This is a genomic window from Streptomyces sp. NPDC127038, from assembly GCF_042725875.1.
Classification (GTDB): Bacteria; Actinomycetota; Actinomycetes; order Streptomycetales; family Streptomycetaceae; genus Streptomyces.
Genome location: NZ_JBHXDQ010000037.1, coordinates 60,228 through 81,511 on the forward strand (window position 1 = coordinate 60,228; position 21,284 = coordinate 81,511).

The 21,284-nt window shown below is 71.1% G+C and carries 18 protein-coding genes; 10 read left to right on the forward strand and 8 right to left on the reverse strand.

The window, feature by feature from the left end; translation table 11 throughout:
* Positions 1 to 257 precede the first annotated feature (257 nt).
* A complete protein-coding gene (locus ACFWI4_RS24305) occupies positions 258 to 890 on the reverse strand; it encodes a TetR/AcrR family transcriptional regulator (protein WP_387199792.1) in 633 nt (210 codons plus the stop codon).
* Positions 891 to 1,136: 246 nt separating this feature from the next.
* On the opposite strand from ACFWI4_RS24305, the gene ACFWI4_RS24310 reads away from it, so the two are divergent.
* The 4 genes from ACFWI4_RS24310 (at position 1,137) to ACFWI4_RS24325 (ending at position 5,357) form a co-directional block, all read left to right on the forward strand.
* Positions 1,137 to 2,111 carry a tetratricopeptide repeat protein gene (locus tag ACFWI4_RS24310; protein WP_387199795.1) on the forward strand — a complete coding sequence of 325 codons (975 nt, stop codon included), beginning with the start codon at positions 1,137 to 1,139 and terminating at the stop codon, positions 2,109 to 2,111.
* A 620-nt stretch (positions 2,112 to 2,731) separates the two neighbouring features.
* Positions 2,732 to 3,367: a DUF6230 family protein gene (locus tag ACFWI4_RS24315; RefSeq protein ID WP_385405869.1), complete on the forward strand. Its 636-nt coding sequence runs from the start codon at positions 2,732 to 2,734 to the stop codon at positions 3,365 to 3,367.
* Positions 3,368 to 3,487: 120 nt separating this feature from the next.
* Positions 3,488 to 4,063, forward strand: a complete 576-nt coding sequence (locus ACFWI4_RS24320) for a DUF6114 domain-containing protein (RefSeq protein WP_385405787.1) — start codon at positions 3,488 to 3,490, stop codon at positions 4,061 to 4,063.
* Positions 4,053 to 5,357: a hypothetical protein gene (locus ACFWI4_RS24325; protein ID WP_387199798.1), complete on the forward strand. Its 1,305-nt coding sequence runs from the start codon at positions 4,053 to 4,055 to the stop codon at positions 5,355 to 5,357. The genes ACFWI4_RS24320 and ACFWI4_RS24325 overlap by 11 nt, the downstream gene beginning before the upstream one ends.
* A gap of 90 nt (positions 5,358 to 5,447) precedes the next feature.
* Here the strand turns inward: ACFWI4_RS24325 and pyk are convergent, their stop codons facing one another.
* From pyk to pta, 3 genes are all read right to left on the reverse strand, one after another.
* Positions 5,448 to 6,878, reverse strand: a complete 1,431-nt coding sequence (pyk, locus tag ACFWI4_RS24330) for a pyruvate kinase (RefSeq protein WP_385405781.1) — start codon at positions 6,876 to 6,878, stop codon at positions 5,448 to 5,450.
* Positions 6,879 to 6,974: 96 nt separating this feature from the next.
* Complete coding sequence (locus ACFWI4_RS24335; RefSeq protein WP_387199836.1) at positions 6,975 to 8,177, reverse strand: acetate kinase; 1,203 nt, start codon at positions 8,175 to 8,177, stop codon at positions 6,975 to 6,977.
* Between the two features lie 56 nt (positions 8,178 to 8,233).
* Positions 8,234 to 10,324: a phosphate acetyltransferase gene (gene pta, locus ACFWI4_RS24340; RefSeq protein WP_387199801.1), complete on the reverse strand. Its 2,091-nt coding sequence runs from the start codon at positions 10,322 to 10,324 to the stop codon at positions 8,234 to 8,236.
* A 250-nt stretch (positions 10,325 to 10,574) separates the two neighbouring features.
* On the opposite strand from pta, the gene ACFWI4_RS24345 reads away from it, so the two are divergent.
* The gene (locus ACFWI4_RS24345; protein ID WP_385405777.1) at positions 10,575 to 11,600 is read left to right on the forward strand and encodes an ATP-dependent 6-phosphofructokinase; all 1,026 of its coding nucleotides are present in this window, start codon (positions 10,575 to 10,577) and stop codon (positions 11,598 to 11,600) included.
* 128 nt (positions 11,601 to 11,728) lie between these two features.
* Here ACFWI4_RS24345 and ACFWI4_RS24350 read toward each other — a convergent pair whose 3' ends face one another.
* The 3 genes from ACFWI4_RS24350 to ACFWI4_RS24360 all read right to left on the reverse strand — a co-directional run bounded on the left by ACFWI4_RS24350 (position 11,729) and on the right by ACFWI4_RS24360 (position 14,962).
* Entirely contained in the window at positions 11,729 to 12,439 is a 711-nt protein-coding gene (locus ACFWI4_RS24350; protein ID WP_387199804.1) for an XRE family transcriptional regulator, read from the reverse strand.
* Between the two features lie 151 nt (positions 12,440 to 12,590).
* On the reverse strand, positions 12,591 to 13,268 hold the full coding sequence (locus tag ACFWI4_RS24355) for a response regulator (RefSeq protein WP_387199807.1): 678 nt from the start codon (positions 13,266 to 13,268) through the stop codon (positions 12,591 to 12,593).
* Positions 13,265 to 14,962 (reverse strand): ATP-binding protein, encoded by a 1,698-nt coding sequence (locus ACFWI4_RS24360; RefSeq protein ID WP_387199810.1) that lies wholly within the window; start codon positions 14,960 to 14,962, stop codon positions 13,265 to 13,267. Before ACFWI4_RS24360 ends, ACFWI4_RS24355 begins: the two co-directional genes overlap by 4 nt.
* A gap of 260 nt (positions 14,963 to 15,222) precedes the next feature.
* Between ACFWI4_RS24360 and ACFWI4_RS24365 the strand changes: the two genes are divergently transcribed.
* Entirely contained in the window at positions 15,223 to 16,641 is a 1,419-nt protein-coding gene (locus ACFWI4_RS24365; RefSeq protein ID WP_387199839.1) for a cation:dicarboxylate symporter family transporter, read from the forward strand.
* A gap of 137 nt (positions 16,642 to 16,778) precedes the next feature.
* Here the strand turns inward: ACFWI4_RS24365 and ACFWI4_RS24370 are convergent, their stop codons facing one another.
* Positions 16,779 to 17,396, reverse strand: coding sequence for a TetR/AcrR family transcriptional regulator (locus tag ACFWI4_RS24370; protein ID WP_385405864.1), 618 nt, complete (start codon positions 17,394 to 17,396; stop codon positions 16,779 to 16,781).
* A 178-nt stretch (positions 17,397 to 17,574) separates the two neighbouring features.
* On the opposite strand from ACFWI4_RS24370, the gene ACFWI4_RS24375 reads away from it, so the two are divergent.
* The 4 genes from ACFWI4_RS24375 (at position 17,575) to ACFWI4_RS24390 (ending at position 21,146) form a co-directional block, all read left to right on the forward strand.
* Positions 17,575 to 19,431, forward strand: a complete 1,857-nt coding sequence (locus ACFWI4_RS24375) for an MFS transporter (RefSeq protein WP_387199812.1) — start codon at positions 17,575 to 17,577, stop codon at positions 19,429 to 19,431.
* A gap of 68 nt (positions 19,432 to 19,499) precedes the next feature.
* Entirely contained in the window at positions 19,500 to 20,264 is a 765-nt protein-coding gene (locus ACFWI4_RS24380) for a DUF2127 domain-containing protein (protein ID WP_387199815.1), read from the forward strand.
* Positions 20,265 to 20,388: 124 nt separating this feature from the next.
* Positions 20,389 to 20,817, forward strand: a complete 429-nt coding sequence (locus ACFWI4_RS24385) for a MerR family transcriptional regulator (protein ID WP_385405761.1) — start codon at positions 20,389 to 20,391, stop codon at positions 20,815 to 20,817.
* Positions 20,814 to 21,146, forward strand: coding sequence for a thioredoxin family protein (locus ACFWI4_RS24390; protein WP_385405758.1), 333 nt, complete (start codon positions 20,814 to 20,816; stop codon positions 21,144 to 21,146). Before ACFWI4_RS24385 ends, ACFWI4_RS24390 begins: the two co-directional genes overlap by 4 nt.
* The last annotated feature ends 138 nt before the right edge of the window (positions 21,147 to 21,284 follow it).

A 21,284-nucleotide genomic window follows, 5' to 3' on the forward strand; every position in this document is an offset into this window, starting at 1 on the left:
CAGGGGCGCCGCCCCCGGACCCCCGCTCCTCAAACGCCGGAGGGGCTAAGACTTTCCCCGGCCCGAGCTGAAAAGTGACAGGCCGGAGCTGAATCTCTCCCGGCCGGAGCCGAAATGGGGACGCAGCCGCAGCCGGCATCCGGCGCGAGGGGCCGTGCCGGTACATCGATGGCCGTCGCCACCGACGCCCACACCTCACCCAACGGCGACGGGCTGATGCACCGGCACGGCCCCGACCCCCCCACCGGACCGATCCTTCAGTCCGCCGTAGGCGTCGTCGCGCCGGTCAGGCCCACCAGGAGGACCTGGGTGAAGGCGCGGACCCAGGCCTCGTCCGCGGGCTCCGCGCTGACCAGGGTGCGATGGACGACCGCCCCGGCGACCACGTCGAAGATCAGCGCCGCGGTGCGGTCGGCGGCGGCCGGGTCCGCCTCCGGCGGCAGTTCGCCGCGCGCCTGCGCCCGGGCACGGCCCTCCATCACCAGGCGCTTCTGCCGGTCCACGATGGACGTACGGATGCGCTCCCGCAGCGGCTCGTCCCGGGTGGACTCCGCGACCACGGCCATCAGCGCCGTCTTCGCCTCCGGACGGTCCAGGATCGCCGCGAACTGGAGCACCACACCCTCGATGTCGGCGGCCAGACTGCCCCGGTCGGGAAGCTCCAGCTCGTCGAACAGCTCGGCCACCGCGTCGACGACCAGTTCGTTCTTGCCCGCCCAGCGGCGGTAGAGGGTCGTCTTGGCGACGCCCGCGAGGGTCGCCACGTACCCCAACGTCAGCTTGGACCAGCCCAGTTCGACCAGGGCCGTACGCGTCGCCTCCAGGATCGCGGCGTCCGCGGCGGCGCTGCGGGGGCGGCCCGTACGGGCGGCCTGGGAGCGACATTGCATGCCGTTGACCATATCCGGCCGCTGCACCGGCCGATATCCGGCGGTTGCGTGAAGCCGTGAGGGAGATCACCGGGAGACGGTACGCGGGCGTGTCTCCGTACAGTTACGCTACGACTCGTAGCGAAAGCTCGAACGCGGCGACAACCGCACAGGCGCCAGGTGGGGACCCGGCGCCGAACAGGCCTGACACAGCCTGGCTTTCACGACGCTTTTCACACGTGCGCGAGGAAGGGGGAGGATGTACTCATGCAGCCACGGAACATGTCCATGAGCGGAGTCGTCGACCTCGCCGCGGTGAAGGCGGCCCAAGAGGCCAAGGCGAAGGCGGAGCAGGCGCGCGCCGAAGCGGCCAGGCAGGGCGGAGGCGGGGCCGTGACACCCGCGAGTCTCGTCATCGACGTCGACGAGGCAGGATTCGAGCTGGACGTCCTCCAGCGCTCCACCGAGGTGCCCGTCGTCATCGACTTCTGGGCCGAGTGGTGCGAGCCCTGCAAGCAGCTGAGCCCGCTCCTGGAGCGGCTGGCGGTCGAGTACAACGGGCGCTTCGTGCTCGCCAAGATCGACGTCGACGCCAACCAGATGCTGATGCAGCAGTTCGGGGTCCAGGGGATCCCGGCCGTCTTCGCGGTGGTGGCCGGCCAGGCCCTGCCGCTCTTCCAGGGGGCCGCCGCCGAGGCGCAGATCCGCGGGACCCTCGACCAGCTCGTCCAGGTGGCCGAGCAGCGCTTCGGCCTGACCGGTCTGACCGTCGACGCCGACGGCGGCGCGGACGGATCCCCGGTGGCGCGCGAGGTGCCGGCCGGACCGTACGACGCGCTTCTGGAGGCCGCCGTACAGGCGCTGGACGCGGGCGACTTCGGCGGTGCCGTCCAGGCGTACAAGAACGTGCTGAGCGACGACCCGGGCAACACGGAGGCCAAACTGGGCCTGGCGCAGGCCGAGTTGCTCCAGCGCGTGCAGGGCCTGGACCCGCAGAAGGTGCGCCGGGACGCCGCGGAGAAGCCCGGCGACGTGGCGGCTCAGATCGCCGGGGCCGACCTGGACCTCGTCGGCGGCCACGTGGAGGACGCCTTCGGGCGGCTCATCGACACGGTGCGGCGCACGGCCGGCGACGACCGGGACGCCGTACGCGTGCGGCTGCTGGAGCTCTTCGAGGTGGTCGGTGCCGACGACCCGCGCGTCGTCGCGGCGCGCCGGGCGCTCGCCAGGGCGCTGTTCTGACCAGTCCGTAAACGCCAGGGCTTGTGATGCCCGGGTGAAAGATTGGCCGACAGGGACAGATGTGGCCGCGCTTTACCAAAACTTGGTAAACGCGGCCGCTGTTACTCGTAGTAAGTCGAGGCCGTTGAACTGTCTGGTTCCGTCCGGGATTTGACCACTGTGTCACCCCCGGTGGTGCCACCCTGAGTCGCCGCCCGACGCCGCCCGGTCGTTCTTCGGTTATCCCGCCGTTACTAGCCAGTAACGAACCCCCTTGTGCACGCGGCGAGAATGCACCACGATCGGCGACGCTCGGTCCATTCCCGCACCCCGACAGCCAATCGGGACGGCGGACTTTCTGGGTCCCCACCGAGTAGGACCGACAGCAGTGCGATCGGTTCTTGGGCAGGGGGGTCTTCGCCGTCCGGCGGAGCCTGTCCAGCAGGTTGTGCGTGATGTGTGTCAGGCGCGACCAGTGGTTGTCGCTCGGGGGTGATCGCCGGTGATTCGGGTGCAGTCCGCACCGTCGGGTACAGGCGCTCTCCTTCCCGAGGACGTAGCACTTCTCCCATCCCTGCCCGGCTGAGCCGCCGCAACGTGGCAGTCAGGGCCAGGAGATGTACGTCCGAGAAGGAGGAAAAATTATGTCCCAGGTGCGTGGCGGGACCAGATGGAAGCGGTTCGCCGTCGTCATGGTGCCCAGCGTGGCAGCCACGGCAGCGATAGGTGTCGCCCTTGCGCAGGGTGCTCTCGCCGCATCGTTCAGTGTCTCCGGCCAGTCCTTCAAGGTGTCCGCGGACAAGCTTGACGGTCAGGGCTTCTCGCAGTACGGCGCCCTCGACCAGGGCACCGGTCTTGACGGCAAGGCGGCGCTGCACCCCGTCGCGGTGTCGGCGTTCAAGAGCGCCGACATCACCGGCATGTGCCAGTCCGTCGTGACTCCGGACATCCCGCTGCTCGGTTCCGTCAGCCTCGTGCTGAAGGCCGGCGGCAGCGGTACGCCGGTTCACGCCGACAACCTGTACATCGATGTCCAGGACCTCGGCGCCGACGCGACGTTCAAGAACATCGACATCGGTGTTGCCGCCAAGGACGCCTCCAAGGGTCCGGGCATGAAGGGCGGCGGCGAGCAGGCCAACCCCTACGGGTTCGCCCAGCAGGCCGAGTCGGCCACGCTGACCGGCGTGAAGCAGACGGCGTGGGCGACCACGGCCGGCACCTTCAAGCTCAGCGGTCTCCAGATGTCGGTGTCCGCGGGCACCCACGAGTGCTTCTAAGCACCACAGGGGTGGGCGAGGAGGCTCAGGCCGCTTCGCCCGCCCCGTCCGCTCCGCCCGTCGTACGCGGAGCACCAACGCGTACTTCTCACAGCAATGCCGTTCCAGGGAGCTGTATCCATGAGCGCCGAGACCCCTGCCGCGCCCGGTCAGAACGATGAGCACTACCTCCAGGTGTTCCGGCGGAAGTTCCGTGACTGGAGGGGCGATCGCCCGTTCTGGGCCGGTCTGTACATCGTGTTCGGCGGTTTTCCCATCGCCTACTTCCCGTACGCGCACCTGCACCTCGGTCACCTGACGCTGGCGATGTCCACCACCGCCGGAGCCGGTTCCCTGATCATCGGCGTGCTCCTCGTCGTGCTCGGGATCAGCCTCTGGTTCCAGAAGCACGTGCGGACGTTCGCGGGTGTCGCCGCGATCCTCCTCGCCCTGGTGTCCATCCCGGTGGCCAACCTGGGCGGCTTCCTGATCGGCTTCCTGTTCGCCCTTCTCGGCGGCGCCATGGCGGTCTCCTGGGTTCCCGGCGAACCCGAGGAGGGCTACGCCGCGCCGAAGTCCCTCGACAAGCAGGACGTGCCGGAGGCCGTGGTCTCCGAGCCTGCCGGGCCCGGGGCGGCGGACGGCGCGGGCGACCCGAACGATCTGTCAGGAACGAGCCCGACCAACGGGGCGAACGGGAGGCACAGTGCCGGCTGACGAGGTGACCCATGGGACTGATGTGGAGGAGTCCCGTGTGAGAGCCGGAACCGGGCCGCGCCACGCGGCCCCGAGGAAGCCGCTGTTCACCAGGTTCCAGATGCCCGCCGGCAAGGTGATAGCCATAGCGGCGATGCCGACGGCCGTGCTCATGGGCATGGGCTTCACCCCGACGCTCGCCCAGGCCGACGACCACTCCACCTCCAAGAGCCTCACGGCCGAGGAGTACCAGGCGTGCGTCGAGGCCGTCACGGGCAAGGACGCGCCGGACACGGCGTCGCCCTCCGCGTCGGCGAGCGCGAGCTCCTCCTCCGCCGAGGCCACGCCGAGCCCCTCCGCGTCGTCCGACACCGCCGCCAAGGACAAGACCTCTTCGTCGGATTCAGGTTCCGACGACAAGGCCGGGTCCACGGCGTCCCCGTCGGCCTCCGCGAGCGCACCGGACAAGACGGCGGACAAGGCGGCGGCCTCCGCGGCCTCCACGCCCACGCCCTCGGCGTCCGAGAGCAGCAAGAACCCGCTCGACCCGCTGGGCGTCGGTGACGCCATCAAGAAGATCCTCACGCCCGACGAGACGGCGAGCTCCACCCCGGAGCCTTCCGCGTCGCCGAGCGCGAGCACCACGACGGCCGGCACGAGCGCCACGGACACCCCGGCGGACACGGCCGGCAAGGTCACCAAGACGGTCGAGGACACCACCGACAAGGTCACCGACACCGCGTCGAAGGCGGCCTCGGACGCCACCGAAGCGGCCAAGGACACGGCCGCCGCGGTCACCGAGTCGCCCAGCCCGTCCGCGAGTTCCACCACGGACCCGGCCGACTGCCCCGTCGCCACCGACGACACGGGCGGCGTGGACAACTCGGTCGCCCTGCCGACCGACCCCTGGTACCTCAACGCCAGTTCGCTGCTCCTCAAGGGCGCCGACTACCAGGGCATAGTCAAGGTCAGGACGGCCGACGGCACCGTCAAGAAGGTGCTGAAGTACGTCATATCCGACGGCACGGACATCGGTGACCTGCACCAGACGGTGGAGGACAAGCAGTCGGGCAAGACCTATCACGTGCAGGCCGCGGCGGGTTCGACGTCCACCATCCGCGACGGCAAGACGATCATGTACACGGAGAGCATATCCGGGAACCTGCTGGGACTCATCCCGGTCACGTTCGACCCGGACAACCCTCCGCCGCTGAACATCCCGCTGATCTACTTCACCAAGGTGAAGGTCGTTCAGGCCGGCCAGTTCGGCGGGACCCTGCACGTCCCCGGACTCCACCAGTACACGACCGGCTGAGTCGTCCAGAGCCCGTCCGGGAGCCGCACAGACACTGAGGGCGCCCCCTGTTCGCCGGGGGCGCCCTCAGTGTCCGTGCGGCGGCGGTGATCAGGCGTGGTTGCCCTCGCCCAGGTGGTGCACCCGGACCATGTTGGTGGTGCCGGCGACACCGGGAGGCGAACCGGCGGTGATCACGACGACGTCGCCCTCGTTGAACCGCTTGAGCTTCTGCAGCTCGTGGTCGACGAGTTCGACCATCTCGTCGGTGCTGTTCACGAACGGCACGACGTGCGACTCGACGCCCCAGCTCAGCGTCAGCTGGTTGCGGGTGCCCTCGTCCGTGGTGAAGGCCAGGATCGGCTGGGCGGCGCGGTAGCGCGAGAGACGGCGGGCGGTGTCACCGGACTTGGTGAAGGCCACCAGGCCCTTGCCGCCGAGGAAGTCGGCGATCTCGCAGGCGGCGCGGGCGACCGAACCACCCTGCGTGCGCGGCTTCTTGCCCGGGACCAGCGGCTGGAGGCCCTTGGACAGGAGCTCCTCCTCGGCCGCGGCGACGATCTTCGACATCGTCTTCACGGTCTCGACCGGGTACGCGCCCACGCTGGACTCGGCCGACAGCATGACCGCGTCCGCGCCGTCCAGGATCGCGTTGGCCACGTCGGAGGCCTCGGCGCGCGTCGGACGGGAGTTGGTGATCATCGACTCCATCATCTGGGTCGCCACGATCACCGGCTTGGCGTTGCGGCGGCACAGCTCCACGAGGCGCTTCTGCACCATCGGGACGCGCTCCAGCGGGTACTCGACGGCCAGGTCGCCACGGGCCACCATGACGGCGTCGAACGCCGCGACGACGCCCTCCATGTTGTCGACCGCCTGCGGCTTCTCCACCTTGGCGATGACGGGGACGCGGCGGCCCTCCTCGTCCATCACCTTGTGGACGTCGTTCACGTCGTTGGCGTCGCGCACGAAGGACAGGGCGACCATGTCGCAGCCCATCCGCAGGGCGAAGCGCAGGTCCTCGACGTCCTTCTCCGACAGCGCGGGCACGTTGACGGCCGCGCCGGGCAGGTTGATGCCCTTGTGGTCGGAGATCACACCGCCCTCGATGACGACCGTCTTGACCCGGGGACCGTCGATCTCGACGACCCGCAGCTCGACGTTGCCGTCGTTGATGAGGATCTGGTCGCCCTTGGACACGTCACCGGGCAGACCCTTGTAGGTCGTGCCGCAGATGTGCTTGTCGCCCGGGACGTCCTCGGCCGTGATGACGAACTCGTCGCCACGCTCCAGCTCGACGGGGCCTTCGGCGAAGGTCTCCAGGCGGATCTTGGGGCCCTGAAGGTCGGCGAGGACGCCGATGGCGATGCCGGTCTCGGCCGAGGCGGCCCGGACACGGTCGTACCGGCCCTGGTGCTCGGAGTGAGAGCCGTGGCTGAAGTTGAATCGGGCCACGTTCATGCCGGCCTGGATCAGCGCGACAAGCTTCTCGTGGGAGTCGACCGCGGGGCCGAGAGTACAGACGATTTTCGAACGGCGCATGGGGCGATCCTATCGGTTTGTTTCGCAACGGAATATTCCGTCTGGCGGAAGATACAAATGGGCGGGCGGTCGCTCAGGCGTGGCTCTCCGCCCCGCTCAGGCGTCGCCTTTTCCGACCAGTGCGTACGTCTGTGTGGCGATCTCCAGTTCCTCGTCCGTGGGCACCACGGCGACCGCGACGCGCGCGTACGGCGGTGAGATGAGCCGGGGCTCACCCCCGCGCACGGCGTTCAGTTCGCCGTCGACCGCGAGCCCCAGTTCCTCCAGGCCCCTGATCGCCGCCTCGCGCACCGGGGCGGCGTTCTCGCCCACCCCGGCGGTGAACGCGACGGCGTCCACCCGGCCGAGGACCGCGTAGTAGGCGCCGATGTACTTCTTCAGCCGGTGGATGTAGATGTCGAAGGCGAGCCGGGCCTGTTCGTCCCCCTCGTCGACACGGCGGCGGATCTCGCGCATGTCGTTGTCGCCGCACAGACCGAGCAGCCCGCTCCTCTTGTTGAGAAGAGTGTCGATCTCGTCCGTGGACATGTTGCCAACGCGCTCCAAATGGAAGATGACGGCCGGGTCCACGTCGCCGGACCGCGTTCCCATCACCAGCCCCTCCAGCGGGGTCAGCCCCATGGAGGTGTCCACGCACCGCCCGCCCCTGACCGCGGACGCCGAGGCCCCGTTGCCCAGGTGCAGCACGATGACGTTGACCTCCTCGGGCGCCTTGCCGAGGAGTTCGGCGGTCGTCCGGGACACGTAGGCGTGCGAGGTGCCGTGGAACCCGTACCGGCGGATGCGGTGCTCGTCGGCCGTCGCCACGTCGATCGCGTACCGCGCGGCGGCCTCCGGCATCGTCGTGTGGAACGCGGTGTCGAAGACGGCGACCTGGGGCAGGTCGGGGCGCAGCGCCATCGCGGTGCGGATCCCGGTGAGGTTCGCCGGGTTGTGCAGGGGGGCGACCGGGATCAGCCGCTCGATCTCCGCGAGGACCTCCGCGTCGATGACCGTCGGATCGGTGAACGTCCGTCCGCCGTGCACCACCCGGTGGCCGATGGCCGCCAGTTCGGGGGAGTCCAGGCCGAGTCCGTCCACCGCGAGCTCCTCGGCCATCGCCTTCAGCGCGGCCTCGTGGTCGGCGAAGGTGTCGGCCCGCTCACGGGTCTCGCCCGTCGCGCGCGTGGTGTGCCGCAGCAGCGAGGTCCCCTCGCCGATCCGCTCCACCAGGCCGACGGCCAGCCGGGCGCCGTCACGCATGTCGAGCAGCTGGTACTTCACCGACGACGAGCCGGAGTTGAGGACGAGGACCCGCACGGCCGGCGGGGAGGCGGGCTCCCCGGGCGCGGCGGCCGGGGTGGACGGACGGTCGCTCACTGAACGGCAGCCTTCCGGTCGGGGTTCTGGGACTGGATCGCCGTGATGGCGACCGTGTTGACGATGTCCTGGACGAGCGCGCCGCGAGACAGGTCGTTGACGGGCTTGCGCAGACCCTGGAGCACCGGGCCGACGGCGATCGCGCCGGCCGAACGCTGCACGGCCTTGTAGGTGTTGTTGCCGGTGTTGAGGTCGGGGAAGATCAGCACGGACGCCTGCCCGGCGACCTCCGACTCCGGCAGCTTGGTCGCCGCGACCGACGGCTCGACGGCGGCGTCGTACTGGATCGGCCCCTCGACCCGCAGGTCGGCGCGGCGCGCGCGCACCAGCTCGGTCGCCTCCCGCACCTTGTCGACGTCGGCGCCCGAACCCGAGGTGCCCGTGGAGTACGACAGCATCGCGATCCGCGGCCGGACCCCGAACTGCTCCGCGGTGGCGGCCGAGGAGATGGCGATGTCGCACAGCTGCTCGGCGTCCGGGTCGGGGTTCACCGCGCAGTCGCCGTAGACCAGGACCTTGTCGGCCAGGCACATGAAGAAGACGGAGGAGACGATCCTCGACTCCGGCCGGGTCTTGATGATCTCGAACGCGGGCCTGATGGTCGCGGCCGTCGAGTGCACGGCCCCCGACACCATCCCGTCGGCGAGGCCCTCCTGCACCATGAGCGTGCCGAAGTAGTTCACGTCCGCGACCACGTCGTAGGCCAGTTCCACCGTGACGCCCTTGTGGGCGCGCAGTTCGGCGTACTTCTCGGCGAAGGAGTCCCGCAGCGGCGAGGTCTGAGGGTCGATCAGCTGGGTGGCGCTGATGTCGATGCCGAGGTCCGCGGCCTTCTTGCGGATCTGGTCGACGGGGCCGAGCAGCGTCAGATCGCAGACACCCCGGCGCAGCAGCACCTCGGCGGCGTGCAGGACGCGTTCCTCGGTGCCCTCGGGCAGCACGACCCGGCGCCGGTCGGAGCGGGCCTGTTCGAGGAGCTGGTGCTCGAACATCATCGGGGTGAGCCGGTCGCTGCTGGGCGCGGAGACCCGCTTGAGCAGGTCGGCGGTGTCCACATGACGCTCGAACAGGCCGAGCGCGGTCTCCGCCTTGCGGGGCGTGGCCGCGTTCAGCTTGCCCTCAAGGGCGAACAGGGCCTCGGCGGTGGGGAAGGAGTTCCCGGCCACCGAGACGACCGGGGTGCCGGGCGCGAGGCGGGCCGCGAGCGTGAGGATCTCGTCGGTGGGCCGCTCGTCCAGGGTGAGCAGGATGCCGGCTATCGGCGGGGTGCCGGCGCTGTGCGCGGCGAGCGAGCCGATCACCAGGTCGGCCCGGTCCCCCGGAGTGACCACGAGACATCCCGGGGTCAGCGCGGTCAGGAAGGTCGGCAGCATCGCGCCGCCGAAGACGAAGCCCAGCGCGTCCCGGGCGAGCCCCGCGTCGTCGCCGAGGAGGACCTTTCCGCCGAGCGCGTGGGTGATCTGCGCGACCGTCGGCGCGGAGAGCGCGGGCTCGTCCGGGAGGACGTAACAGGGCACCGGCAGACGGGAGTCGAGCCGTTCGGCGATCTCCGCCCGGTCCTCGGGGGCGACCCGGTTCACCACCATGGCGAGGACGTCGCAGCCCAGGCCGTCGTAGGCGCGGTAGGCGTTGCGGGTCTCGGCGCGCACCGACTCGGCGCTCTCGCCCCGGCCGCCGACGACCGGCAGCACCGACGCGGCGAACTCGTTCGCCAGCCGGGCGTTGAGTGCCAGCTCGTCGGGGAGCTGGGTGGCGGCGAAGTCGGTGCCGAGGACGAGGACGACGTCGTAGTCGCGGGCGACCAGGTGGAACCGGTCGACGAGCGTGGACACCAGCTCGTCGGTGCCCTGCTCGGCCTGGAGCGCGGACGCCTCCCGGTAGTCCATGCCGTACACCGTCGCGGGGTCCTGCGCCAGCCGGTAGCGGGCCCGCAGCAGCTCGAAGAGCCGGTCGGGGCCGTCGTGCACGAGCGGACGGAACACCCCCACCCGGTCGACCTGGCGGGTCAGGAGCTCCATGACCCCCAGTTCGACGACCTGCCGGCCGTCGCCTCGGTCGATCCCGGTCACGTACACGCTGCGCGTCACGCGTGCTCTCCATCCGTTTCGTCGCCAGGCTGATTTCTGGGCTCGGAAAAAGGGCCCACCAACGTGAGCAGAACCCTCTTGACAATACCTCCGGCGCTGGCTAAGGCGCCCGCCAGGGCAAGTGTGCCGGTCGGCGGCGAGGGGCGTGCGGTGGCGCGGCGGGCGGTGGACGCAATCGGCGCCGCACCCCGGGCCGTGAAACAATCGAATCGGCTCACACGAACCGGCAGGGAGCAGGAGACACAGCACGATGCGCATCGGAGTTCTCACGGCAGGCGGCGACTGCCCTGGCCTGAACGCAGTGATCCGGTCGGTCGTGCACCGAGCGGTCACCAACTTCGGCGACGAGGTCATCGGTTTCGAGGACGGCTACGCCGGGCTCCTCGACGGCCACTACCGCACCCTCGACCTCAACGCCGTCAGCGGCATCCTCGCCCGCGGCGGCACCATCCTCGGCTCCTCCCGGCTCCAGCGCGACCGGCTCCGCGAGGCCTGTGACAACGCCCAGGACATGGCCCGCGAGTTCGGGATCGACGCGCTCATCCCGATCGGCGGCGAGGGCACGCTCACGGCGGCCCGGATGCTGTCGGACGCGGGCCTGCCCGTGGTCGGCGTGCCGAAGACCATCGACAACGACATCTCCGCGACGGACCGCACCTTCGGCTTCGACACCGCCGTCGGTGTCGCCACGGAGGCCATGGACCGTCTGAAGACGACGGCCGAGTCCCACCAGCGGGTCATGGTCGTCGAGGTCATGGGCCGGCACGCGGGCTGGATCGCCCTGGAGTCCGGCATGGCCGCCGGTGCCCACGGCATCTGCCTGCCCGAGCGTCCCTTCGACCCGTCCGACCTGGTCGCGATGGTCGAGGAGCGCTTCGCGCGCGGCAAGCGGTTCGCCGTCATCTGCGTCGCCGAGGGCGCCCACCCCGCCGAGGGGACCATGGACTACGGCCACGGCGAGATCGACCAGTTCGGGCACGAGCGCTTCCAGGGCATCGGTACGGCCCTGGCCTACGAGCTGGAGCGGCGCCTGGGCAAGGAGGCCAAGCCGGTCATCCTCGGCCACGTCCAGCGCGGCGGCTCGCCGACCGCGTACGACCGTGTCCTCGCCACCCGCTTCGGCTGGCACGCCGTCGAGGCCGCCCACCGCGGCGAGTTCGGCAAGATGACCGCGCTGCGCGGCACGGACATCGAGATGGTGCCGCTCGCGGACGCGACCACCGAACTGAAGACCGTGCCGAAGGACCGCATGGACGAGGCGGAGTCGGTCTTCTAGCCCTCACGGAGACAGCGCTCACAAAGACAGCCCTCCCGGAGCCGTTCGTTCTTCCGGGAGTCCGGTCCGGCGACGGCCCCGGGCGCCGCGTGCGCCCGGGGCCGTCGTGCCGTACGGGGCCAGGGACCTCAGTACGCGCTGCCGCGGACGGCTGTCCAGAAATGATCCACGACCCGGTCGAGGAAGGTGCGGCCGGACTCGCCGGAGGCGGCGGCCCGACCCCCGCCCCGGTTCGGCATCGCGGCGGTCCGCGCCTGGTAGTCGGTGTGCAGTTCCTCCAGCGCGACCTCCAGCAGGGCCCGCTCCAGCGGCACCAGCTTCGCGACCGGGCGCACGTACGTCTGCCAGCGCGTCGTCACCGCGCTGCGCAGCAGGTCGCCGAGCCGGCCGTCGCGGCCCGTCACGGTGACGAAGTCCGGCAGCGAGAGGTCGAGGACCTTGGCGAGAGCGGTCGACTGCCGTTCGTTGCCACGCCAGTTGTTGGACTCCTCCATCCGCTCGTAGGCGAGGAGACCGATCCCGACCGCGAGCGCCACGTCCTCCGCGGCCAGATCGCGGGCGAGGCGATGTTCGCGCAACGTCCGCGGCGCGCCTATGAGTTCATCGGCGGAACACCACAACACGCCCGCCAGGGCGGTGAGTTCGGGGCTGCTCGGAGCCGCTGTGCCGCGCTCCCAGGCGATGACCAGATCGGGGGTGGCGTACGGCAGCCCGTACGAGGCTCTCAGTCCGTACGCGACGTGCTCGGGCCCCATTCCGAGTGCTGCCCGCAGTCTTCGGGCGGCGGGGGCGTTGAAGGGCGGGGTGGGCTGGTGGTCTTGCGGTCGGTGCACGCGCACAAGCTATGGGGCGGGGGTCGGCGATGACTACGTTCTGTTCGGCCACAATCACAGATCGTAGGAATATACGGTTTCGGTCGCCGTCCTGAATTCGCCCGCCGCGCGCCCGCCCGGTCCGCCGGCACCGTTCGGGCGGCGGTCTCCGGGTCCTTCAGCCCGTGACCCAGCGGTACTGGAGCTCCGGCCGTCCGACCGTCCCGTACTGCGGGGCACGTTCCGCGCGGCCCGCCTCCACCAGGTGTTCCAGATAGCGCCGGGCCGTGATCCGGGAGATCCCGACGGCCTCGGCGGCCCCGGCCGCCGTCAGCCCGCCGGGGTGGTCCCTGAGGGTGACGGTCACGCGTTCCAGGGTCGGCGCGCTCAGGCCCTTGGGCAGGGCGGCCGGGCCGGGGGCGCGCAGCGCGGCCAGCGCCCGGTCCACCTCCGCCTGTCCGCTCGCCTCACCGGCCGCCGCGCGGAACTCCGCGTACCGGATCAGCCGGTCGCGCAGGGTGGCGAAGGTGAACGGCTTGAGGACGTACTGCACGACCCCGAGGGACACCCCCTCCCGGACGACGGCCAGGTCCCGCGCGGAGGTCACCGCGATCACGTCGGCGTGATGGCCGGCGGCCCGCAGCGAGCGCGCGAGCCGGAGCCCGTGCGTGTCCGGCAGATGCAGGTCGAGGAGCAGCAGGTCCACCGGCGTGCGGTCCAGCGCGCGGCGCGCCTGCGCACCGGTGTGGACCTTGCCCACCGCCGTGAAGCCGGGCACCCGGCCGACGTACAGGACGTGCGCGTCCGCGGCCACGGGGTCGTCCTCGACGACGAGCACGCGGATCGGATCGGTCATGCGAGGCCTCCGGAGGGAAGGGGCGCGGACGGCTGGACGGACGGGGCGGGGTGCGTCCCGCGAGCCGGGTCCCGGTCGTTCCCCGCGGGGTCGGCGGGTGGTTCCGGGAGGGGGAGGCGGACCTCGAACTCGGCTCCGCCGGCGGCCCCTTCGCGTACCTCCAGGGTGCCCGCGTGCCGGATCACCGTCTGCCGGGCCAGGGCCAGGCCGAGACCGCGGCCGCCGGGACCCGCCGGTTTCGTGGACCAGCCGTGCCGGAAGACCCGCTCGGCGTGGGCGGGATCCACCCCGGGACCGGTGTCGGCGACCCGCAGCACCAGGTCCGACTCCCCGGTGAACGCCGTCACCGTGACCCGCGCGCCCGCCGTGCCCTGCGCCGCGTCCATCGCGTTGTCGATCAGATTGCCGAGCACGGTGACCAGGTCGCGCGGGCTGAGCGAGGCCGGGAGCAGTCCGTCGTCGATGCCGCTGTCCCGCGACACCACGAGCTCCACCCCGCGCTCGTTCGCCTGCGCGGCCTTGCCCAGCAGCAGCGCCGCCAGGACCGGCTCGCTGACCGCGGAGACCACCTCGTCGGTGAGGGACTGCGCCAGCTCCAGTTCGGCGGTGGCGAACCCGACCGCCTCCTCGGCCCGGTCCAGCTCGATGAGGGAGACCACCGTGTGCAGCCGGTTGGCCGCCTCGTGCGCCTGTGAGCGCAGCGCCTGGGAGAAACCGCGCTCCGAGTCCAGCTCGCCGGTCAGCGCCTGGAGTTCGGTCACGTCGCGCAGCGTGACCACCGTGCCGCGGCGTTCGCCGCCGGACACGGGGGAGGTGTTCACGACCAGCACCCGGGTGTCCGTCAGATGGACCTCGTCCACGCGGGGCTCCGCCGACAGCAGCGCGCCCGTCAGCGGCGCGGGCAGCCCGAGCCCGGCCACCGAACGGCCGACCACGTCCTCGGTGACCCCGAGCAGTTCGCGCCCGCCGTCGTTCATGAGCGCCACCCGGAACTGCCCGTCCAGCATCAGCAGCCCCTCGCGCACGGCGTGCAGCGCGGCCTGGTGGTAGTCGTGCATCCGGCTCAGCTCGGCCGCGTTCATGCCGTGGGTGGAGCGCCGCAGCCGGGCGTTGATGACGTACGTGCCGACGGCGCCCAGCAGCAGCGCGCCCGCCGCTGCCCCGATCAGCGCCGTCACCTGGTCCTGGACGCGTTCGCTGATCGCCTGGACCCGGATGCCCGCGCTGACCAGGCCGATGATCCGTCCGTCCTCCTCGATCGGGGTGACGGCGCGGACGGAGGCGCCGAGGCTGCCGGTGTACGTCTCCGTGAAGGACCTGCCCGCCAGCGCCGGGCCGATGTGCCCGAGGAAGTGCCCGCCTATCAGCCGCTCGTCGGGGTGGGTCCAGCGGATGCCCCGCGGGTCCATGATCGTCACGAAGTCGACGCCGGTGTGCCGCTGGACGCGCAGGGAGTACGGCTGGAGGTCCCGGGTGGGGTCCGCCGTGCCGATGGCCGCGTGGACCGAGGGGGCGTCCGCGACCGAGCGCGCGACCGCCGTCGCCTGGCGGCCCGCGGCCTCCTCGGCCTGGCCGCGGTCACCGACGTAGGTGAACAGCGCGTACCCGGCCACGAGGACCGCGATGAGCACGGCCTGCATGCCGAACAACTGGCCGGCCAGGCTGCGGGGCCGCGGGACACGGGGGAGACGCATCCGTTCAGTGTGCCTTCCTCCGGCGTGGGCTCCCCAGGGGTGCGTGACGATGCCGCAGGTGCGCCCGACGGAGCGGACGGCCCGGGGGGCGCGTGAACTCAATGAACGGAAGGGTGACCGCCCTCACACGCCGGGAGATAGTCCCCTCATCCCCCCCGGGAGCCGCGTCTCCCGGATCCCCCGGTCGTGAGCCGCACGCCGGGTTCCCCGGACGTGAGCCGCACTCCGGGTTCAGCCGGTCGTGAGCCGCACGCCGGATGATGCCGACGACGTCGTCAAGGAGGGCAGCCGTGGCCGGCACCCCGCAGACCGCACCTGCCGCACCCGCCGCCAGACGGGACCGCACGCACTATCTGTACATCGCCGTGATCGCCGCCGTGATCCTCGGGATCGCGGTGGGCCTGACCGCTCCCGGCTTCGCCGTCGAGCTCAAGCCCATCGGTACGGGCTTCGTGAACCTGATCAAGATGATGATCTCCCCGATCATCTTCTGCACGATCGTGCTGGGCATCGGCTCGGTCCGCAAGGCCGCCAGGGTCGGCGCCGTCGGCGGGATCGCGCTCGGCTACTTCCTGGTGATGTCGCTGGTCGCGCTCGCCATCGGTCTGGTCGTCGGCAACATCCTGGAGCCGGGCAGCAGCCTGGCGATGACCGACGCGGTCAAGCAGGCCGGCCAGGGCCAGGTGTCGGCGGAGGCGCTGCCGCCGGTCGACTTCGTGCTCTCGATCATCCCGACCACGATGGTCTCCGCGTTCACCGAGGGCCAGGTGCTCCAGACCCTGCTCGTGGCGCTCCTGACCGGGTTCGCCCTCCAGGCGATGGGACCGGCGGGACAGCCCGTCCTGCGCGGGGTGGAGCACATCCAGCGGCTCGTCTTCCGGATCCTCGCCATGGTCATGTGGGCGGCCCCGCTCGGCGCGTTCGGCGCCATCGCCGCCGTCACCGGCTCCGCCGGCCTGGACGCGCTCAAGAGCCTCGCCGTGCTCATGCTCGGTTTCTACGTCACCTGCTTCCTCTTCGTCTTCATCGTGCTCGGCACGCTGCTGCGCGTGGTGACGGGCCTGAACATCCTCGCGTTCCTGAGGTATCTGGGCCGGGAGTTCCTGCTGATCCTGTCCACCTCGTCCTCCGAATCCGCCCTGCCGCGGCTCATCGCGAAGATGGAGCACCTGGGCGTCGGCAAGTCGGTGGTCGGCATCACCGTCCCGACCGGCTACTCCTTCAACCTCGACGGCACGATGATCTACATGACCATGGCCTCGCTCTACATCGCCGACGCGATGGGCACGCCGATGGCCGTCGGGGAGCAGATCCCGCTGCTGCTCTTCCTCCTGGTGGCGTCCAAGGGCGCGGCGGGCGTGAGCGGGGCGGGTCTGGCCACGCTGGCCGGCGGCCTCCAGTCGCACAAGCCCGCCCTGGTGGACGGCGTCGGCCTCATCGTCGGCATCGACCGTTTCATGAGCGAGGCACGAGCGCTGACGAACTTCGCCGGCAACGCCGTGGCCACGGTCCTGATCGGGACCTGGACGAAGGAGATCGACAGGGAGCGGGTGTCCCGGGTCCTCGCCGGAGAGCTTCCCTTCGACGAGAGGACCCTGCTGGACGACGCCGACGCCTCCGCCGATGCCCGTGCGGACGTGCCGGGGCAGGGCGGCGAGAAGGAGCCGGCCGGCGCGTAGGAACTCCCGGGGCCCGTCCGGCACTCCCCGCCGACGGCCCCCGGGATGCCGGGCGGCCGGGCATCCCCCCACGGGTCCGGCCGCCCGGCGCACGGCTGGTGCGGCCGGGCCCCGGAGGTCCCTGACTCCTCCCGGGCTCAGCCGCCCAGCTTCGCCACGAGTTCGGTGGCGCGTCCGACGGGCACGCCCGCCGCGGTGAGCATGGTGACCGTGGCGGAGCCGCCCGCCTCCTCCGCCGCCAGCAGCCCGTCGTTCACCGCCTCCATCAGCGCGAACAGGGTCTGCTCGTGCACGTACGCCAGCGCGTACGGAGGCAGCGGCGAGGCGAACACGCCTTGTTCCAGGCCGCGCCGGAGGATCTCCGCGCAGGCCTCGCGCACCGGCGTCAGCCGTTCCCTGATGCCCTGCATGGTCACGCTGCGCTGGGCGAGGGCGACCAGCAGCCGGTAGCGGTCGGCGATCTCCCAGACGGCCAGGGTCGAGCGGGCCAGTGACTCGGCCGGGTCCGCGACCCCCTCACGGCCCGCCGCGTGCGCCGCCGCGACCGCCGCCACGGCCTCGTCGGTCAGGGTGCCGACCAGTGCCTCGCGGCTGGGGAAGTGCCCGTAGACCGTACGCCGTACGACCCCCGCGGCCCGCGCGATCTGGTCCATGGACGCGTCGGGGTCACGCAGCAGTTCGGCGAGCGCGACATCCAGGATGCGGCGGCGGTTCACATCGGCGCGGCTCGGGTTACCCGTGGTCATGGCTGCCATTCTGCCCGCCCGCCGCCGGGCGGCCGCCTGTCCTGCGATCACCGGGTTCGACCTCCTTCATTTGCACAGCGCTGTGCAATCTCGTATCTTGCACAGGGTTGTGCAGTTGCACTCCACTGTGCAAGTTCTGGCGCGGACGATCTCCGCGCCCGTCGACGAAGGAAGGGCGACCGTAGCCATGCGTCTCGTCATGAACGAACCGGTCGAGAGGATGGACCGGCCCTACGCCAGGCGGTGGTGGGCGCTGCTGGTCCTCTGCCTGAGCCTGCTGATCATCGTGATGGCGAACACCGCCCTCACGGTCGCGGCGCCCGACATGACCCGTGACCTCGGCCTGTCCAGCGCCGACCTGCAATGGGTCATCGACGGCTACACCGTCCCGTACGCGGCCCTGATGCTGCTGCTCGGCGCGATCGGCGACAAGTACAGCCGCCGCGGCGCGCTCGTCCTCGGGCTCGTCGTGTTCGGCGGCGGCGCGATCGCCGGTTCACTCGTCGACAGCTCCACCGGGGTCATCGCGGCCCGCGCCGTCATGGGCGTCGGCGCCGCGCTGATCATGCCGGCCACCCTGTCCCTGCTTGCCGCGACCTTCCCGCGGGCCGAGCGGGCCAAGGCGATCGTCCTGTGGACGGCCACCGCCGGACTCGCCATCGCCGCCGGACCGCTGGTCGCGGGCGCGCTCCTGGAGCACCACGGCTGGTCGTCCACGTTCCTGATCAACGTGCCGATCGCCGCCCTCGCCATCGTCGGCGCGCTGGTCCTGGTCCCGCCGTCCCGGGCCGCGCACCACAACCGCATCGACTACGTCGGCGGGCTGCTCTCGGTCGTCTGGATCGGCTCGCTCGTCTACATGATCATCGAAGGCCCGCACTTCGGGTGGGGCGTCAAGGCCGTGACCGCCGCCGTGGTCGCCGGCGCCGGACTCGTCCTCTTCGTCCTGTGGGAGCTGCGCCACCCGCGCCCCGTCATCGACGTACGGCGCTTCGCCCACCGTCGCTTCGCCGGCTCGAACCTCGCCGTCGCCCTCTTCTTCCTCGCCGTCTTCGGCGCTTTCTACTACCTCACCCAGCACCTCCAGTTCGTCCTCGGCTACGACGCGCTGGACACCGGTGTACGGATGCTGCCGCTCGCCGGAGCCGTCTTCGTCGGCTCGGCGCTCACCGGCTACCTCACTCCGCGCGTCGGCATGAGGATCACGGTCACCGCGGGCATGGTCGGCGGCACGGTGGCGCTCGCGCTGCTGACCCGGGTCGACGCCGCGTCGGCGTACGGCGACCTCGTGCTGCCCCTGGTGATGCTCGGTCTCGCCATCGGACTGGCGCTCTCGCCCTGCACGGACGCCATCATGGGCGCGTTCCCCGAGGCCGAACTGGGCGTCGGCGGCGCCGTCAACGACACCTCGCTCGAACTCGGCGGCTCGCTCGGCATCGCCATCCTCGGCTCGGTGCTGGCGAGTTCGTACTCCTCGCACCTCGCCGACGCGACCGCGGGCAGCAAGCTCCCGGCGGGCGCGCTGGCCACGGCGCAGGACTCGGTGGGCGCCGGGTACGCCGTCGCCCAGGGCATCGGCGACAAGGCCCGGCAGCTCGGCGAGCAGGCCGCGCACTCGGCGAACGCGGAGCAGGCCGCCCAGCTGAAGGCGCAGGCCGGCCAACTCGCCGACGGGGCCCGGCAGATGGCGGACGCGGTCGGCTCGTCCTTCTCGGACGCGGTGGCCCACACCAGCCTCGTCGGAGCGGTGATCCTGGGCGTGGGCACGGTGCTGGTGGCGGTACTGCTGCCGCGCAAGGCACGCGCCGAGGCGGAAGCCGGGACCGGGATCGAGGCCGGGACCGGGGCCACGGTCGACGTCGAGGCCGGGAACGAAGCCGGGGCCGAGGCCGGGGTCGAAGCCGCGACCGGGGCCGGGGCCGACGCGGAGGCCGAAGCACGGGTCGGCGCCGAGGAGGCGGCCGAGGGCGAGGCCGAAACCGAAGGTGAGGGGCGGGGTGAGGCCGAGGCAGGAACCGTGACCCCCCGGGCCGCCGTCTCCTAGAACATGCACTACCGTGCCGTGCCGGACCGTCCGGCACGGCACGGCACGTTCTGCGGAGGACACCGAGCATGAAGATCGACTGGGACCGGCGAACCTGTGCGCGCAAGGGGCACGTCACCTACGCCCCGGACGACCCGCGCCTGCGGGTGCGGCTGCGCGCCGAGACCGCCCTCGGCGAGATCTGGCGCTGTCTGCGCTGCGGCGACTTCGCGCTCGGCGCCCCGCACGGCTCGGGCCCCGCGGCCGAGGCACCGCTCGTGCCGCGCGGCAAGGTGCTGCGCGATCTGTTCATCCTGCGCTTCCTGGCGATCGAGCGGGCCGTGCGCGGAGTGTTCATCGTGCTGGTCGCGGCCGCCGTGTGGAAGTTCAGCAACAGCCAGGACGCGGTGCGCCGGCTCTTCGACGAGTACCTCGACGTCCTCAGACCGGTCTTCCGGCACTTCCACTACGACCTCGACCACTCGCCGGTCGTCGGCACCATCCAGAAGACCTTCGGCTACAAGCACTCCACTCTGCTGCTGGTCGCCGGCCTGCTGCTGGCGTACGCGCTGATCGAGCTCGTCGAGGCGGTCGGGCTCTGGTACGCCAAGCGCTGGGCGGAGTACCTCACGGTCGTCGCCACGGCCGCGTTCCTCCCGCTGGAGATCTACGAGCTCACCGAGCACATCAGCTGGCTGAAGATCGCGACGCTGGTCCTCAACATCCTCGCCGTCCTCTACATCCTCCTGGCCAAGCGGCTGTTCGGCCTGCGCGGCGGGCACAGGGCGTTCGAGGCGGAACGGCGGAGCGCTTCCCTCCTGGAGGTCGAGGAGTCGGCCGGGGTGATGGTCTGACCCGTCCGGCCGCGCCCGGGCGGGCCGTACCTCCCCGCACCCGTGCCCCCGGGCACCCGTGCGCCCTCCGCCCGCGGTGCGCGCGCTTGCCTTGACGTCGGCGTCAAGGACTACCGTCGGGGTCATGCGAATCGGCGAGCTGGCCGCACGGGCCGGGACGACCACGCGGACCCTGCGCTACTACGAGTCACGGGGCCTGCTGCCCGCGCGGCGGGGCGAGAACGGGTACCGCACGTACGACGAGCACGATCTGCGGCTGCTCCGGCAGATCCGGACCCTCCAGGACTTCGGGTTCGACCTGGAGGAGACGCGGCCGTTCGTGGAGTGTCTGCGGGCCGGTCACCCCGAGGGCGACTCGTGCCCGGCGTCCCTCGACGTGTACCGGCGCAAGCTCGGCGAGCTCGACGCGCTGATCGACGAGCTGCGGTCGGTGCGCGCGCAGGTGGGCGAGCAGCTGGTGCGGGCGGAGCGGGCGCGGGACGCGCTGGCGGCCGACGCGGAGGTCCCGGGCGGTCCGGAACCCGTATGCGAACTGGGAGGGCGGACGCGATGATCAGGGCGGCAGGTGTGGCCGAGGTGACGGACGCGGACTTCGGGGCGGAGGTGATCGGCTCGGATCTTCCCGTGCTGGTGGAGTTCACCGCCGACTGGTGCCCGCCGTGCCGGCAGATGGGTCCGGTGCTCAGCCAGCTGGCCTTCGAGGAGGCCGACCGTTTCAAGGTGGTCCAGCTGGACGTCGACACCAATCCGGAGACGACGCTGGCCTACGGGGTGCTCTCGATGCCGACGTTCATGGTCTTCCGTGACGGCGAGCCCGTGAAGTCGATGGTGGGCGCCCGCGCCAAGCGACGGCTGCTCCAGGAAGTGGACGACGTGCTCTGATCCCGTCCCGCGGACGGGCCACCCCATGAACCCGCGGACGGGCCACCCCACGAAAAAATCCCCTGGGCAATTGCGCCCGGGGGATTTCTCTGCGTATATTCAATGATTCATGACTTCGGAAAATGACGTCATGAAGAA

Excerpts from the sequence above, each read along its gene's own strand:
- ACFWI4_RS24360 (WP_387199810.1), bottom strand. The coding sequence starts at position 14,962 with ATGCGTCTCCCCCGTGTCCCGCGGCCCCGCAGCCTGGCCGGCCAGTTG.
- ACFWI4_RS24390 (WP_385405758.1), top strand. The coding sequence starts at position 20,814 with ATGATCAGGGCGGCAGGTGTGGCCGAGGTGACGGACGCGGACTTCGGG.
- ACFWI4_RS24305 (WP_387199792.1), bottom strand. The coding sequence starts at position 890 with ATGCAATGTCGCTCCCAGGCCGCCCGTACGGGCCGCCCCCGCAGCGCC.
- ACFWI4_RS24320 (WP_385405787.1), top strand. The coding sequence starts at position 3,488 with ATGAGCGCCGAGACCCCTGCCGCGCCCGGTCAGAACGATGAGCACTAC.
- ACFWI4_RS24345 (WP_385405777.1), top strand. The coding sequence starts at position 10,575 with ATGCGCATCGGAGTTCTCACGGCAGGCGGCGACTGCCCTGGCCTGAAC.
- ACFWI4_RS24385 (WP_385405761.1), top strand. The coding sequence starts at position 20,389 with ATGCGAATCGGCGAGCTGGCCGCACGGGCCGGGACGACCACGCGGACC.
- pyk (WP_385405781.1), bottom strand. The coding sequence starts at position 6,878 with ATGCGCCGTTCGAAAATCGTCTGTACTCTCGGCCCCGCGGTCGACTCC.
- ACFWI4_RS24375 (WP_387199812.1), top strand. The coding sequence starts at position 17,575 with ATGCGTCTCGTCATGAACGAACCGGTCGAGAGGATGGACCGGCCCTAC.
- ACFWI4_RS24365 (WP_387199839.1), top strand. The coding sequence starts at position 15,223 with ATGCCGACGACGTCGTCAAGGAGGGCAGCCGTGGCCGGCACCCCGCAG.
- ACFWI4_RS24370 (WP_385405864.1), bottom strand. The coding sequence starts at position 17,396 with ATGGCAGCCATGACCACGGGTAACCCGAGCCGCGCCGATGTGAACCGC.
- ACFWI4_RS24380 (WP_387199815.1), top strand. The coding sequence starts at position 19,500 with ATGAAGATCGACTGGGACCGGCGAACCTGTGCGCGCAAGGGGCACGTC.
- ACFWI4_RS24310 (WP_387199795.1), top strand. The coding sequence starts at position 1,137 with ATGCAGCCACGGAACATGTCCATGAGCGGAGTCGTCGACCTCGCCGCG.
- ACFWI4_RS24355 (WP_387199807.1), bottom strand. The coding sequence starts at position 13,268 with ATGACCGATCCGATCCGCGTGCTCGTCGTCGAGGACGACCCCGTGGCC.